This window comes from Fundidesulfovibrio sp., from assembly GCF_058402725.1.
Window position 1 is genome coordinate 1 of the sequence record NZ_JBZVFJ010000008.1, and the last position, 13,962, is coordinate 13,962.

Annotated in this window: 14 protein-coding genes; all 14 read right to left on the reverse strand. The window is 68.1% G+C overall.

Annotated features, from left to right (window positions below):
- On the reverse strand, nucleotides 1–536 hold a 536-nt coding region (locus ACV4UX_RS02160), incomplete at its 3' end, for a hypothetical protein (RefSeq protein WP_491591690.1).
- Nucleotides 537–550: 14 nt separating this feature from the next.
- On the reverse strand, nucleotides 551–1,657 hold the full coding sequence (locus tag ACV4UX_RS02165) for a DegT/DnrJ/EryC1/StrS family aminotransferase (RefSeq protein ID WP_491591691.1): 1,107 nt from the start codon (nucleotides 1,655–1,657) through the stop codon (nucleotides 551–553).
- 9 nt (nucleotides 1,658–1,666) lie between these two features.
- Complete coding sequence (locus ACV4UX_RS02170; RefSeq protein WP_491591692.1) at nucleotides 1,667–2,566, reverse strand: class I SAM-dependent methyltransferase; 900 nt, start codon at nucleotides 2,564–2,566, stop codon at nucleotides 1,667–1,669.
- Nucleotides 2,563–3,543 carry an NAD-dependent epimerase/dehydratase family protein gene (locus ACV4UX_RS02175; RefSeq protein WP_491591693.1) on the reverse strand — a complete coding sequence of 327 codons (981 nt, stop codon included), beginning with the start codon at nucleotides 3,541–3,543 and terminating at the stop codon, nucleotides 2,563–2,565. Before ACV4UX_RS02175 ends, ACV4UX_RS02170 begins: the two co-directional genes overlap by 4 nt.
- A 10-nt stretch (nucleotides 3,544–3,553) precedes the next feature.
- Nucleotides 3,554–5,218, reverse strand: a complete 1,665-nt coding sequence (locus ACV4UX_RS02180; protein ID WP_491591694.1) for a nucleotide sugar dehydrogenase — start codon at nucleotides 5,216–5,218, stop codon at nucleotides 3,554–3,556.
- A gap of 11 nt (nucleotides 5,219–5,229) precedes the next feature.
- Nucleotides 5,230–6,117: a sugar phosphate isomerase/epimerase family protein gene (locus ACV4UX_RS02185; RefSeq protein WP_491591695.1), complete on the reverse strand. Its 888-nt coding sequence runs from the start codon at nucleotides 6,115–6,117 to the stop codon at nucleotides 5,230–5,232.
- Nucleotides 6,118–6,126: 9 nt separating this feature from the next.
- Nucleotides 6,127–7,179, reverse strand: a complete 1,053-nt coding sequence (locus ACV4UX_RS02190; protein ID WP_491591696.1) for a radical SAM/SPASM domain-containing protein — start codon at nucleotides 7,177–7,179, stop codon at nucleotides 6,127–6,129.
- A gap of 10 nt (nucleotides 7,180–7,189) precedes the next feature.
- The gene (locus ACV4UX_RS02195) at nucleotides 7,190–8,329 is read right to left on the reverse strand and encodes a class I SAM-dependent methyltransferase (protein ID WP_491591697.1); all 1,140 of its coding nucleotides are present in this window, start codon (nucleotides 8,327–8,329) and stop codon (nucleotides 7,190–7,192) included.
- An 11-nt stretch (nucleotides 8,330–8,340) separates the two neighbouring features.
- Nucleotides 8,341–9,213 carry an NAD-dependent epimerase/dehydratase family protein gene (locus ACV4UX_RS02200; RefSeq protein ID WP_491591698.1) on the reverse strand — a complete coding sequence of 291 codons (873 nt, stop codon included), beginning with the start codon at nucleotides 9,211–9,213 and terminating at the stop codon, nucleotides 8,341–8,343.
- Complete coding sequence (locus ACV4UX_RS02205) at nucleotides 9,210–10,190, reverse strand: ATP-grasp domain-containing protein (RefSeq protein WP_491591699.1); 981 nt, start codon at nucleotides 10,188–10,190, stop codon at nucleotides 9,210–9,212. The genes ACV4UX_RS02200 and ACV4UX_RS02205 overlap by 4 nt, the downstream gene beginning before the upstream one ends.
- Before the next feature lie 2 nt (nucleotides 10,191–10,192).
- The gene (locus ACV4UX_RS02210) at nucleotides 10,193–10,921 is read right to left on the reverse strand and encodes a PHP domain-containing protein (RefSeq protein ID WP_491591700.1); all 729 of its coding nucleotides are present in this window, start codon (nucleotides 10,919–10,921) and stop codon (nucleotides 10,193–10,195) included.
- Nucleotides 10,914–11,957: an N-acetylneuraminate synthase family protein gene (locus ACV4UX_RS02215; RefSeq protein WP_491591701.1), complete on the reverse strand. Its 1,044-nt coding sequence runs from the start codon at nucleotides 11,955–11,957 to the stop codon at nucleotides 10,914–10,916. Before ACV4UX_RS02215 ends, ACV4UX_RS02210 begins: the two co-directional genes overlap by 8 nt.
- Nucleotides 11,944–12,687 carry an acylneuraminate cytidylyltransferase family protein gene (locus tag ACV4UX_RS02220; protein WP_491591702.1) on the reverse strand — a complete coding sequence of 248 codons (744 nt, stop codon included), beginning with the start codon at nucleotides 12,685–12,687 and terminating at the stop codon, nucleotides 11,944–11,946. Before ACV4UX_RS02220 ends, ACV4UX_RS02215 begins: the two co-directional genes overlap by 14 nt.
- A 19-nt stretch (nucleotides 12,688–12,706) precedes the next feature.
- Nucleotides 12,707–13,951 (reverse strand): glycosyltransferase family protein, encoded by a 1,245-nt coding sequence (locus tag ACV4UX_RS02225; protein ID WP_491591703.1) that lies wholly within the window; start codon nucleotides 13,949–13,951, stop codon nucleotides 12,707–12,709.
- Nucleotides 13,952–13,962: the final 11 nt, after the last annotated feature.

Genomic DNA, 13,962 nt, shown 5'->3' on the forward strand with positions numbered 1-13,962 from the left:
ACCCTGGCCCAGCCGGGCAGTTGGCGCGTGAAGGGGCGCTCCAACACCGCGCCGGAATCGAAAACCACTGCGGCCCGCGAAAAGTCGAAGTGGTCCAGCGCCTTCGCGAGTCTCTTGCGGTTGTAGTGCAGCGAATAGACCCAGTGCTTCAGGCGGCGCTTGGCCGTGCCCCCTGCGGGGGCCTCGGGCAGGCGGGCGGGGGCGAAGCGCATGGGCTCGCCGGGACGCAGGAACTGGGGAACCAGGACGAGGCGGTCGCTGTGCACGATGGTCCGGCCCTGGCGGCGCAGGGTCTCCACGGCCAGGTAGTGGTTCACGGCCTGCACGAAGAGGCCGGGCACGAGGATGCCCGCCAGGGCCACGTCCCCCTCGGGGGTGTGGCCCAGTTCGTCCACCAGCTCGGTGTAGGCGGCCACGAAGTCGATCATGAGCTTCGTGGTGGTCTCACGGGCCACGGGCCAGGAGAAGGACGCGTGCCACGCGGGGATGTCCGCGCCCTTCAAGGCGTAGAAGTCGTAGAGAAAGGGCGCGGGCATGGTTGTCGTGCCGCTCAGGAGCTGGCGGCCACGGCCTCCTTGAGCGTGGCGGCCACGTAGGCGATCTGCTCGCGCGTGAGGCCCGGCCAGATGGGCAGGTTGATGAGCCTGCGCCAGGTGCGCCAGGTGACGGGCAGGTCCTCGGCCTTGGAGCCGAAGCGCCCGCGGTAGTAGGCTTGGTTGTGGATGGGCGGGAAGGAGAGGCGTGTGTCCACGCCCTTGTCCTTGAGGCGGGCCACCACGGCGTCGCGGATGGCCTCGTCCACCTGCACGGCGAACATGTACCAGGAGTGCTGGGTGACGTATCCGGGCTCCACGGGGAGGCTCACGCCGGGGGCGTCGGCCAGGAATTCGCGGTAGGCGGCCACGATGCGGTTCTTCTCGTCCACGATGGCGTCCAGGCGCGAAAGCTGCACGATGCCCAGGGCGGCGGCGATATCGGTCATGCGGTAGTTGAAGCCCAGGGCCACATGGTTGTAGCGGCCTTCCTGGCCCTGGTTGAGCAGCACCCGGCAGCGCTCGGCGAAGGCGTCGTCCGAGCAGGTGATCATGCCGCCCTCGCCGGTGGTGACGGTCTTGTTGGGGAAGAAGCTGAAGAACCCGATGGGCGAAACGCCGCCGATGCGCCGCCCCTTGTAGGAGGCCCCCAGGCTTTCGGCCGAGTCCGAGACCACGGGGATGCCCAGGCGCTGGCCCAGGGCGAGCACGGCGTCGTAGTCCACGGGCATGCCGTTCATGTCCACGGGGACCAGGGCCTTGGTGCGCGGCGTCACGGCGGCTTCGAGGATTTCCGGGGTGACGTTGTAGGTGTCGGGATCACACTCCACGAGCACGGGGGTAGCGCCCTGGTAGAGCACGGCGTTGGCCGTGGAGATGAAGGTGAGCGAGGGCAGCACCACCTCGTCTCCGGGTCCGATGCCCAGGGCGGCAAGGATCACGTGCAGGGCGGCGGTGCCGTTGGCCACGGCGATGGCGTGGCGCGCGCCCACCACGCGGGCGAAGTCGGCCTCGAAGGCGTCCACCTTCTTGCCCTTGCTGATCCAGCCGGACTTGACAACCTCGTAGACGGCGCGGGCATCTTCCTCGGTGGTGACCACGTTGGCGACAGGGATCGTTTCCATGGGAATCCTTCAGAGCGGCTTGCGCAGGAAGCCGAAGAGGGTGTCGGTGGTTTGGGCCTGCTCCAGTTCGCGGCGATAGGCCTTGTCCGTCTCCGGGAGCGTGCTGCGAAGGGTCGGATCGCCGCCCGGCTTGCCCCGCATGAGCCAGCCGAGATGGTTGTCCAGGCCGTAGCGCTGGTGGTGCACGCAACCCGCCGCTTCCGTGCCCGACTTCTCCGCGAGGAAGGGCAGGGTGTCGCGGTGGAAGACGAAGGGGTGCATTGGCTGGAAATGGAAATCCTTGAAGGCCGCGCAGTCGTACAGGGACAGAAGCGGATCCGACGCGGCGGGGGTTTCCAGGATCACGAGGCCGCCGGGCTTGAGCAGGGCCGCGCAGAGGCGCAGGAAGCCTGCGGGGTCGGGGACGTGTTCCAGGACGTGCATGGCCAGGACGGCGTCGAAGGCGTCCCTGGGCGCGTCGTCCAGCCCGGCCAGGCAGGCCAGGCCGGGATACCGGGACGCGGCATAGGCCCTGTGTTCGTCGCACGACTCCACGAGGGTCCCGCGCGCGGCGAGCCCTTCTTCGAGGAAGCGGCCGAGGAGGTTGCCGCACCCGCCTCCGACCTCCAGCACGTGAGCGTCCGGGCTCAACCAGGGTCCCACGATGTCCACGCGGTACTGCTGCTGGGGGGCGCGGCGCTGGTGGGTCTGCTCTGCGGTCTCCCGGCTGGCCGTGACGCCGCGCGCTGCCAGGTGTTCGGCGTAGCGGGCGTGGTAGGCGTCGAGATCCTGCCCGGTGGGCAGGGGCCACAGGAAGAGCACGGCGCAGCGGGGGCAGCGCTTCACCTCGCGGCCCGGGTCGTTCCAGACGCGCGGCCAGTAGGGGGTCGGTTCCGGCGCGCCGCAGACCGGGCAGGACAGGGCGCTCAAATCCCCTGCCTCCGGAAGTGTTCGGCATACCAGGCCAGGGTGCGTTCCAGGCCAGTCTCGAAGCCCACCTTGGGGGACGCGCCCAGGGCCTTCACCTTGGCGATGTCCGGGCAGCGCCGGGGCGTTCCGCCGGGGCGCAGGGGGCCGGGAACCACCGTGACCTTGATCCCGTACACGCGGGCCATGGCCTCCACCAGGTCCAGGATGGAGCGCTCGGCCGTGTCGCCTATGTGGTAGATCTCCCCGGCCCCGCCTTTCTCAGCGCAGGCGATGATCTGCTCCACGGCGTCGTCCACGAAGCAGAAGGCGCGCGTCTCGACGCCCTGGCCCTGGATGGGCAGGTCGATGGCCTTTTTGGTGAACCCGGCCGAGAGGTCGAACATCTTGCGGGCCAGTTCGGGGATGACGTGCTCGAAGCCCATGTCCGGGCCGAAGACGTTGTGGGGCCGGAAGATCACGCCCTCCACGGAGGAGGCGCGCAGGAAGTTGAGCGTGAGCAGTTCGCTGATGATCTTGCCGCCCGCGTAGGAGTAGCGGGGGTTGGTCACGTCGGGCAGGAGGATGCGCTCGGTCTCGTCGGTGGGGACGCGCTCGGGGGTCTGGTAGACCTCGGAGGAGGAGGCCAGCACGTAGCGCTTCACGCCCTTCTCCAGGGCGGCCTTGAGCGTGGAGAGCGCGCCGCGCGTGCCCACGTCCAGCACCTGGTCGGGGATTTCGTAGAAGTGGCGCGTGCCGTTGATGAAGGCCAGGTGGTGCACGGTGTGTACGCCCTCGGTGGCCTTGGCCGCCAGGGCCTCGTCGCGGATGTCGCCCTCCACCATCTCCAGCGCGCCCTTGGCCGTGGCGAGGCGGTGGTTGCGCCCGCGGAAGTTGTTGTCGAAGACGCGCACGGCGTGGCCCCGGTCCAGGAGGGCCAGGGTGAGGGCCGAGCCGATGAAGCCCGTGCCGCCGGTGACGAGTTGCAGGGGACGCGTCATGCAGGCGCTCCTAGCGGCCCACGCCCACGGCGGCGTAGAGGATGCCGTGGGGAGCCTGGGACTTGAGATGGGGGAACATGCGCCAGGCGTCGTAGAACACGGTGGGCCGGGCGGCGAGGCCGAAGAGTCTGGGGAGGTCCCAGCGAAGGTAGGAGGGGTGGTTGTTCATCACGAACACGGCGTCGGCGTCCTGGAACCCCTCCTCGATCGACACGGGAACGGCTCCCAGGGCGGCGATCTCCTCTGGCGGAACCAGGGGGTCGTAGCCCTGCACGTTGGCGCAGTGGGCCAGGAGCTCGCGCAGGAAGAAGAGGGTGGTGGAGTCGCGGGTGTCGCTGGTCTCGGGGTGTCCCTTGAAGGCGAACCCGGCCACGAAGGCCTTGCAGGAGGCCAGGTCCTTGCCCTGGGACGCCAGCATGGCCCTGGCCCGGCCCACGATGTCCACGGGGCCGGCCTCGTTGACCTGGCGGGCCGAGGCGATGAGCGGGGCCTCCAGGCCGTGTTCCCGGAAGACGGCGCTCAGGATGTAGGGGTCCTTGGTGAGGCAGGGGCCGCCCACGCCGGGCGATGGCCTGGGGATGTCGTTGCGGTCGTAGTTGAGGTTCACCGCGTCGATGATGGCGTGGATGTCCAGCCCGAGGGGTTCGGCCACCTGGGCCACCTGGTTGGCGAAGGCGAAGCGCACGTCGCGGTAGACGTTGTCCATGAGCTTGCACAATTCGGCCGCTTCCAGGCCATCCACGCGCACGATGGTGGGCGTGTATTCGTTGAAGAGGCGGCTGGCCAGCTCGGCGCTGCGCTCGTCGAGCCCGCCCACGATCTGGGGCAGGTGGGTGAGCTCCTTGAGCGCGCGGCCCTCGGCGGTGCGTTCGGGGCAGTAGGCCACGTGGAAGTCCTGCCCGGCCTTGAGGCCGCTCACGGCCTCCAGTTCGGGGATGACCACCCGGCGCGTGGTGCCCACCTGCACGGTGGAGCGCAGGATCACCAGGGCGTCGCGGGAGAGGGCGCGGCCCACGGCCGAGGCTGCCTTGCGGATGTAGTCGAGCCCGGGCTTCTTGGTGGCGGGGTCCACGGGGGTGCCCACGGTGATGATGAAGATGTCGGCGTTCACCTGGTCCAGGCTGTCCACCAGGCGCAGGCGCTTGCCCACGTGGCGGTCCAGGAAGCCCTGGAGGCCGGTCTCGAAGAAGGGGGGCTCCTTGGCGGCCAGCTTGTCCAGCAGGGGGCGGTTCACGTCGAACCCGGCCACGGTGAAGCCGTGCTCGGCCAGCACCAGGGCCAGGGTGAGGCCCACGTAGCCCAGGCCCAGGATGGCCACGGACTTCTGCCGGATGTTCAGGAAGCCGTATTCGGAGCTGGCCAGGTCGATGAGCCCGGTGAGCCTGCCGAGGGCGTCCACCTGGGGGAGCAGGTTGATCTTGCGCCCGATGAGCTTTTTGGCCTCGTGCACGTCCACGTCGTGCCCCACGGTGACGGGGTCGGCGTTGAGGTGGCCGCGCGCGGGGGCGTCCAGGGGGACTCCGGCGCGCACGAGGCGCAGCACGTCACCCTGGGTGAGGATGCCCATGAGGCGGTCGTTGTCGTCCAGGCAGAAGGCCACGCGGCGTCCGCCGGCCAGGATGCGGTCGATGGCCTCGGCCAGGGAGGCTTCGTGACCAAAAGTCATGGATTTCATGCGTTGTTCCATCAGGCGGGAAGGGACCAGGCGGCCTGGATGATGTCGATTTGTCGGGAAAGGGTTTCGTCGTCCAGGCTTCTGGCCTCGAGGGTGATCCTCAGGCTGCTGGAGCGAAATCCGGCACATTGGCGCAGGAGGCCGAGGGCTTGGAGTTGCCAATCGGCGTCGGAGAGTGGGAGATGGTCGTCGGCGAAACCGCCGTTGGCGGAGAGGTGCACCTCGAAGAGCCTGTGCCCGAAGTCGCGCACGTAGCGGCGCAGGAAGTCCATGCGGTCGAAGCCGAGGTGGGTGGCGCTGACGTTGAGGTGGCCGAGGTCCAGCAGCAGGCCCACGTCTTCGGGCAGTGGGGCCATGAGAGCGTGCAGTTCCTCGAGGGTGCAGGCCAGGGATGTTTGCGAGCCGTCCCGGGCGGGGAAGAGGTTCTCGAGGGCCAGGGCCACGCCCCGATGCCTTGCAGCGGCATAAAGCGCGGGGAAGTTCCCGTGGAACGCCTGGAGTGCCTGGTCGGCGCTTCGAGGCGTTTGATCACGAAAGGAAAAGTGGCCGTCGGGCTGCTCCACTCCGTCGGCGAGATAGCCCGGGTGGAAGGAGTACCAGGACGCCCCCGTATCCCGGCAGAAGTCCAGCGCGCTCTCGAAGACAGCCATGGAGCGGGCGAGGGTTTCCGGTCGGCCGGTGGCCAGGTTGAGCACGAAAGGTTCACGCGGGGGCGGGAAGTAGTTGTGCACCAGAACGGGCGCGCCGGTGCGGTCCTGGAAGTCGCGGACGTCGGCAAGCCAGCGCGCGGGTTCCCGCCACGCCATGCCGCCGCTGAGTTCAAGGCCTACGCCCGAGGCGGGCAGGCTCGTCCGCACGAGCGGATCTGCCTGGAAACAGGTGGAAGAGAGCAGAAACATGCTAGGCCGTCACTTGGCCGCCTTGAGCAGAGGTCCGAACTGGCGCGCGAAGACCGTGGGGAAGTTGGCCAGGTACTGGTCGATGGCCTTGAACTCGCCCTCCATGCGGGGCACCTCGCAGGTCGGGCACTTGTATCCGCGGGCCTCGCAAAAGGAGAAGTCCTTTTCCAGGTGGGCCGCACGGAGCTTGCGCATGTTCTCGCAATTCCAGACGTCCATGAAGCTCAGGGGCTCGAAGTCGTCGATGTTGCCCAGGACGAAGCGCTCGGAGAAGTCGTAAGGGCAGGGCGTGATGTTGCCGTTCCAGCGGAAGCCCAGGAAATACCAGGGCATGACGCACCCGGGGTGGGCCGCCTTCTGGGCCTGTGCCGCGGGGTCGTCGCCGGCCTCGCCGGCCATGCGGCTGCTGCCCTGGATGGAGTAGAGCCGCGTGGTGAACACCTTGTCGACCACGCCCTCCCAATAGTTGCGGAAATCGTCCATTTCGTGGCGGTTCAGGCTGCTTTCGCAGGCCATGGTGGCGATGAAGCAGTCCGTGCCCATGGTTTTGTTGCGTTCCACCACGTTGTGGATGTTGGCCATGAGCTTGTCGTAGAGGTCCTTCGTGGTGATGGAGCGGTAGGTTTCCCGGCTGAACGCGTGGATGGAGAACTGGAGCTTGGCCAGTCCTGCGTCCAGCAGGCGAGCGGCGAGGTCGTCGTCGAGGAGCACGCCGTTGGTGATGATGTAGCAGGGGATGCCCGCCCGGGATGCGTACGCCACCAGATCGGCGATGGACTTGTGCATGAGGGGCTCGCCTCGCCCGATCATGGTCACGGGGGAGCGCATGCCGGCTTCGGCCATGGAGTCGACGATCTTCTTCCAGTGCTCCACGGACAAAAAGCCCTTGGGGCCCTTGATCTCGGGGGGGGTGCACATGGCGCAGTTGAGCACGCAGGCGTTGGTGGCCTCCACGTAGATGTGGTTGGGCGGGGTGTCGCAGACGGTCTTGCGATCGCGCAGGCACTGGTGGCGCAGCATCTCGGTGGACAGATGCGATTCGAGCAGTTCGTGGAATTTCATGGAGGATTCCTTACCTGGTTGAGTTGGGTGCGCCTGGGTCCGTGAGCAGGACGAATTCGCCGCCGTAGCCGGCGTCAAGGTAGCCCTGGCGGATGGGACCGGCGAATGCGAAGGGAATGATGACCACCACGTCGGCCTCCCGCAGGAGTTCCGGCGTGCGGGGCTCCACGACCACGCCCGCGATGCGTTTGCCCATCTTGGCAGGGTCGTTGTCGGTGACGCGCAGGCGCGCGGGGTCGAAGGCCGCCCAGTGCAGGATGTTGTTCAGGGAATTGCTGGCCCCGTGGGCCAGGACGGTTTTCTGGGAATCGAAAAGGGCGGTGAAGCGGTGGAGGGCCTGGGCGAGCTTGGCGGGATAGGCGTCCCAGGAGGTGAAGCCCTCCTCGCAACGCTGGGGCGCTTCGGCCGTTACGGCCCGGACGTAGATGTTGTCGGCTTCCATGTGCACGGCTTGTTCCTGGAAGCCGGCCCGGCGCAGCATGCTCAGCAGCGGGGCCTTGGTGAAGTAGTGGACGTGCTCGTGCATGAACACTGCGGGGTCGCCCTGCTCCAACTGGAGCTGGCAGTTGGGCGTGGAGAACGAGAGCGCGCCTCCCGGGCGCAGCACGGCGCGGCAGGACTCCAGGAATGCGGGCATGTCCTGGATGTGCTCCACCACGTTGAAGGCCACGATGCAATCGAACAGCCCCTGATCGAGCACCGCGTCCGGGAAGAAGCCCTTGACCAGGCGCACGCCGTCGTGTTCGCCGGAGGCGGCCAGGGAGGGGTCCACGCCTACGGCCTCGCGCGCGCCGTCCCGGCGGAAAAGGCGCAGCACGTAGTCGTTGGGGCTGCCGATCTCCAGCACGCGCCCCGCTGGACGCTCCGGCCTGGCGAAGGCGTAGGCGCGCTCGGCGCGCGCCACGCCCCACTGCCCCACGCCGGTGGAGGTGGAGGCCTGGGCCTGGGAACTCTGGTAGATCTCGTGGAGGACGCGCGCGGCGGCTTCGTCCAGGGGCTGGTGCACGTGGCCGCAACGGAGGCACTGCACCACAAGGCAGGGCAGACGCCAGGGGGCCTGCTGTTCCGGGTAGCCGCCGAGGAAAACTTCTGCCGCGTCTTTGCGCAGCAGTTCCGAGGCGTGCTCGGAAGTGCAGAGGGGGCATCGCATGGTGGGCTGTCCTAGATCCGGAAATCGATGGTCGTCAGCTGCAGGCCGAATGTTTGCGCGAACTTTTCTGAACTGATGGGGCATTGTTCCCGGTTGCCCTTTTCCAGGAGGCGCACGCAGGCTGGCGGAGCGCCCTGGGCGGCCGCGATGCGTCGGGCGACCTCCAGATAGCTGAGATTGGTCCGGCAGGCAAGGTTGTATGTACCGGGCGCGGGACTGGCCAGTACGGCGCGCAGCGCCAGGGCGACGTCGGCCGTGTGGATGAAGTTGCTCACCCGTCGGCCCAGGCCCAGCACGGTGATGCCGCCCGTCTCGGCCAGTTCGGCCTTCATGCGCCCGGGGAGGAGGTTGGGCGGCGTCCCGGGGCCGTAGGCCTGGGTCAGCCGCAGGTTGACCACGGCAGTTCCCTGCGGGGCCATGTGGTTCAGGATCACTTCGGCGTTGAACTTGGCCAGGCCGTAGAGGCACTGGGTGTTGGCGGACGGGTCCACGGCGGAGCGTTCGTCATAGACCCCGGAACGGGCCGGATAGACCGCCAGGCTGGACATGTTGACGAGGCAGCGCGGCGAGAGGGCCTGGGCAAGCGCGGCTACGTTCCAGGTGAGGGCGTTGTTGCGCGTGAGCAGCGTGGCGTCGCGCTCGTCGCCTCCCCTTGGGAGGCAGAAGGCGAGATGGAGCAGGGCATGGTATTCCCGGCCCGCGAGTTCCCCTGCCAGGCGGCGGGTGTCGTCTTCGTCGGCCAGGTCGGCACGGAACACGTCCGGCCCGTCCAGGGGGCTGCGCGGCGATACGAGGCGCAGCACGCGCCAGTGCTCCTCCAGGGCGGGCAGGACGCTTCGCCCCAGGAACCCGCCTGCCCCGGTGACCAGCAGGGCGGGCTTCACGCGCCCTCCGGCACGTAGAGCTCTTCCCAGAAGCGCAGCACGCGCCCGAAGCGGGGCGTGAACACGGGCAGGGGCAGGCCCAGCAGGCATTTGAGGGCCATCTCCGGCTCGTTGACCCCGAACTGCGTGCGCATGGCCGTGGAGCCCGAGAAGCGCAGGTTGATCTCGAAGAGCCGGGGGCGCCCCTCCGCGTCCAGGCGCAGCTGGAGGTTGGCCGGGCCGAAGGGGTCCAGGGCCAGGGCCGTGCGGCGCACGAAGTCCTCCACGGCGGGCGGGGTGGCGCGGTCGTGCCAGGCGGCGTTGGTGTTGCCGTCGCGCAGGGTGCGGCGCAGGCAGATGGTGGAGCGCACCGCGCCGTCGAACACCAGCACGCCGCAGGTGTATTCGGTCTCGCGCGAGCCCACCTCCTCCTGGATCATCAGCCCGTGGCCCGAGGCCAGGGCCGCGTCCAGCTCGGCGCGGGAGCGCACGATGCGCAGGCCCTTGCTCCCCGTGCCCGTGCGCGGCTTGACCACCGCCGGATAGGCCACGGCGTCGGCCTCTTCCGGCAGCCAGGTGGCGGGCGGGTCCAGGCCGTGGTCGCGCAGGAAGAGGTAGGTGAGGTACTTGTCCTCGCAGCGCTCCACCGTCCCGGGGGGACTCACCAGCACGGTGCAGCCGGTGCGCCTGCGGATGGCCTCGCGGTGTTTGGCAAGAAGCGGCAGCTCGAAGCCTATGCCCACCAGGAGGATGGCGAGACCGCGCTCGAGGATGCGCGCCGTGAGCGCTTCCAGCCAATCATCCTCGGTGACGCCGGGGCGCAGGATGTCGGGCAGCAGGAACGTGGGCTTGACCCACTCCCCGCCCACGGTGCCGGGCACGTAGTCGAAGCCCGTGAGTTCCACGCGGCCGTCCAGGTCGCAGGAGCGCAGGGATTTGACGATGCCCTGGCCCACCAGGGAGTTCACGCAGGTGATGCCCACCCTGAAATCGGCCATGCTCAGGCCTCCTCGCCGAAGAGTTCGCGGGCGAGAAGCCGCGAGCACTCGCCCAGCGTGTCGATGTGGTGCGAATCGGAGCCGATGGAGACCGGCGGGTCGAAACGGGACATGAGCTCCAGGAGCGGCCGCAGCACCGGACGGTGGTAGCGGCTGTTGACCTCCATGGGGAAGCCGTGGGCCGCGCAGGCGCGCACGATGTCCTCCAGGAAGCCCTCTGGGAAATGTCCGTGGTAGGTGAGCGACATGCCCCCGGCGTGGCCCAGGAGCGTGGCCCGGCCCGCCTCTGCGGCGGCCACGGCCAGGTCGCGTTCGGCGCGGGCCAGGGATGGGGCGTCCAGGGAGGAGGGGGGCGCGAGGCCGCCGCCCGGCAGGGGGATGGAGTGCACGCTCACGATCACCGCGTCGGCGCGTTCCAGCGCGGCGGGAGGGATGTCCAGGCCGCCCCGGAGGTCCGTGGCCTTGGCCTCGAACCCGGCCAGCACCTGGAGTGCGCCGCCCTCCCGCTTGAGGTCGTCCATTTCGTCCAGGTAGCGGGGGCAGTAGTCGGAGGCGGCGCGCACGTGGTCGGTGAAGAGCACGCGGGCGAGGCCCAGCTCCCGGGCGCGCTCCAGGCAGGCTTTTGGTGCGGCGTGGCCGTCGGTCCAGGTGGTGTGCAGGTGCTGCTCCACCCGGAGGTCGGCCCGCGTCAGCCGCGAGAAGCGGGGGAAGAGCGCGGCGGGATCAGGCATCGTCCACCAGGGAGAGGTCGAAGAGGTCCTCGGCGGCCATGTCGGCCTTGAGCCGCCTGCCCAGGAGGCGGTGCAGTTCGCTGGGGGGCAGGCCGACGCCGGGGCGCTTGGCGGTCACGTCGTCCAGGGTGAGCACCGTGCCCGCCGTGAGGGGCCGCGCGGCCATGAGCGAGCGGCGCATGTTGGCGGCGTTGGCCAGCTCTTCGGGCTGCACGGTCTTCTCCTGGCTGCCCAGGGCGGCCTCCACGTCGCGGATCTGGCGCACCATCTCGGCCAACTCGCAGGGCTCGATGGAGGCGGCGTGGTCCACGCCGGGGAGGTTGCGCGAGAGGGTGAAGTGCTTCTCGATCATGGCCGCGCCCAGTGCTGCGGCGGCCACGGGCACGTGGATGCCCTGGGAGTGGTCCGAGAAGCCCACGGGCACGCCGTAGCGGGCCTTGAGGGTCTCCATGACGCGCAGGTGCAGCTGGGCGTAGGGCGCGGGGTACTGGGAGGTGCACTGGAAGAGGGCCAGGGGTCCGGAGTTGCGCTGCGCGAGCAATTCCACGGCGTGGTCCACCTGCTCCAGGGTGGACATGCCCACGGAGAGCAGCACCGGCAGCCCGGTGTCGGCCATGGCGCAGAGGAGGTAGTCGTTGTTCAGGTCCGCCGAGGCGATCTTCACGGCCTCGGCCCTGATGTCCGTGAGGATGCGCAGGCCCTCGATGTCGCAGGCCGTGGAGAGGAAGGCGATGCCCTGCTCCTCGCACTCGTCGCGGAGCCTGGCGAACTGCTCGGTGGAGAATTCCAGGGAGCGCGACCACTCGATCTTGGACATCTCGCCGATGCGCCCGGAGAAGTAGCCGGGCTTGCTGGAATGGCGCGACTCGCTGGCGGAAGTCCGGTGCGTCTGGAACTTCACGCAGTCGGCCCCGGCCTCTCTGGCGCGACGGACCAGCTCCAGGGCCAGGTCGAAGGCGCCGTTGTGGTTGATGCCTGCCTCGGCGATGACGAACGCGCCCTTGCGGCGGACGATGTGGCGTTCAAACCAGTTCATGGAGCGCCTCCAGGAGCGCCCGGCAGACCAGGAGGTCCTTGGGCGCGTCGATGTCGATGGAGTAGAGGGGGTCGGTTTCCAGCAGGCGCATGCGCTCGCCGTAGGGAGGTTTGGGGCCGAGCACGGCGCGCGCGGTCATGGCGTCCACCAGGGCGTTGATGGACCAGGCCGGGGGCAGGAGCTGGCGGCGATGGTAGCGCTTGAGGTCGATGCCGTCCACGAAGGTGGCGGCGTAGCCCTGCTCGTCCTGCTTGAACATCCAGTAGGGGTGGTGCTTGCCCTGGATGCGGTCCACGGTGCGCACGGAGTCGCAGCCGGTCTCGAAGAGGAGCTTCAGGACCGCGCTGACGTGCCCGGGGCGCTTGAGGGGCGTGGTTGCCCGGAGGTTCACCAGAGCGTCGGGCCGGAAACCCTCGTGTTCTTCGAGCCATTGCAGCACATGGACGAAGACCGGGGCGTCCGGGGTGTCGTCCTGCGCCAGTTCGGCCGGGCGCAGGAAGGGGACCTCGGCCCCGTAGGCGCGGGCCACGTCGGCGATCTCAGGGTCGTCGGTGCTCACGATCACGCGCTGGATGTCCGGGCAGTCGAGCCCGGCCCGGATGGCCCAGGCGATGAGCGGCCTGCCGCCCAGGTCGGCCAGGTTCTTGCGAGGGATGGACTTGGAGCCGCCCCGGGCGGGGATGACGGCGACGGCGGTCGGGGGGGCTGCACCGGCGGCGCAAAGCATCATGGCCTCCTGATCTGGAGCGTTATGCCCTTCCGGCGGCGGCTTCCTGGCAGATGCGGAGCGTCAGTTGTCCGATGTCTTTGGCCAGGGCGCTCCGGACAACGCGACGGTCGATGGAACTGTAGGACTGCCGCGAGGGGAAAGGCCGCCAGAGGACCGCGCGAGCGAGCTTGGTGGGGATGCCGTCGGGACGCAAGGGGGGGCGCTCGGACAGGGTCTTGACGATGTCCCGTGCAATTGTCGCCAGCGCTGATTTTTGATTCCTGTAGCCGTACATGTCTTCAAAAAGATCCATCAAGTTGGTTGGATAGGTGGGCTGGGAATCGTTGCGGATCATGGAGGCTAGCTCGGTTGCATCGTTGGGGCTTATGCTGTCGAGCTGTTCCTTGTAGTAGTCTGCCAGGGAAAAATAGTAGAGCGCAGTGTCGCGCGGAGCGGCCTTGGCTGTGCAATAAAACCTGTTGCCATAGAGTATGCATGCCGCTGTGGTGCTTGATATGTCGCCCACGACAACGTCTTGTTCCGTCAGCCAGGAAGAGAAATCCAGACTGTAGTCTATGTGAAGGTTTCCTTTCCGGACAATGTCCGTCTCGGCGTAGGTCTTGCGGCGTTCAAGGGGATAGGGGCGCAGACTCAGCTTGAACTCTTCGCCCGAGAGTTGTTTGAACGTTTCGGTATAAAGACTGATGAGCGCCAGGCATATATGGAAGTGACTGCCGAGGTGCGGATGATTCATGAGCCAGCTGACGGGATGCAGCCCCTTGGTGTTGTTGATCACGCTGAAGCTGCCCACGAAGCCGACGCGAGTGACTCCGGCGGGACGGGGCCGACGTTCCCGGAATTTCATCAAGTCGAACCGCGGTGCGCCGGAGACCAGCATCTTGTCCTTGGCGGCCACCAGCTTTGCCACGGCGGCGTGCTCCGGCCGGGCCACATAGCGCTCGATGTACGAGCGACAGCGGTTGCCCCAGAGGTAGATGCGCTCAATGCGTTGGTAGAACTCCGGCTTCTCCAGAACGCGCTGCTCGTCGAACATCTGCTCGTCCTCGCCGCCTTCCCCGGCGCAGTAGAAGAAACGAGCTTCAGGGTAGGCTTCGAGCAGGCGCTGGAACCGTCCCGAGGTGACAAAGAACACGGCGTCCGGCTTCCAGGCCTTGGCGACGGGGCCCAGGTAGGATTCGTTGTCGACGATCAGACAACTGCATCCCTGCTGTTCAAGAAGCGCTGCCAGAACGTGCAGGGTCGCGTAGTCGCGGTAGAATGTCATAGAGTGCAGCA

Excerpts from the sequence above, each read along its gene's own strand:
- ACV4UX_RS02205 (WP_491591699.1), bottom strand. The coding sequence starts at position 10,190 with ATGGCCGATTTCAGGGTGGGCATCACCTGCGTGAACTCCCTGGTGGGC.
- ACV4UX_RS02215 (WP_491591701.1), bottom strand. The coding sequence starts at position 11,957 with ATGAACTGGTTTGAACGCCACATCGTCCGCCGCAAGGGCGCGTTCGTC.
- ACV4UX_RS02195 (WP_491591697.1), bottom strand. The coding sequence starts at position 8,329 with ATGCGATGCCCCCTCTGCACTTCCGAGCACGCCTCGGAACTGCTGCGC.
- ACV4UX_RS02210 (WP_491591700.1), bottom strand. The coding sequence starts at position 10,921 with ATGCCTGATCCCGCCGCGCTCTTCCCCCGCTTCTCGCGGCTGACGCGG.
- ACV4UX_RS02190 (WP_491591696.1), bottom strand. The coding sequence starts at position 7,179 with ATGAAATTCCACGAACTGCTCGAATCGCATCTGTCCACCGAGATGCTG.
- ACV4UX_RS02220 (WP_491591702.1), bottom strand. The coding sequence starts at position 12,687 with ATGATGCTTTGCGCCGCCGGTGCAGCCCCCCCGACCGCCGTCGCCGTC.
- ACV4UX_RS02180 (WP_491591694.1), bottom strand. The coding sequence starts at position 5,218 with ATGAAATCCATGACTTTTGGTCACGAAGCCTCCCTGGCCGAGGCCATC.
- ACV4UX_RS02165 (WP_491591691.1), bottom strand. The coding sequence starts at position 1,657 with ATGGAAACGATCCCTGTCGCCAACGTGGTCACCACCGAGGAAGATGCC.
- ACV4UX_RS02185 (WP_491591695.1), bottom strand. The coding sequence starts at position 6,117 with ATGTTTCTGCTCTCTTCCACCTGTTTCCAGGCAGATCCGCTCGTGCGG.
- ACV4UX_RS02225 (WP_491591703.1), bottom strand. The coding sequence starts at position 13,951 with ATGACATTCTACCGCGACTACGCGACCCTGCACGTTCTGGCAGCGCTT.
- ACV4UX_RS02175 (WP_491591693.1), bottom strand. The coding sequence starts at position 3,543 with ATGACGCGTCCCCTGCAACTCGTCACCGGCGGCACGGGCTTCATCGGC.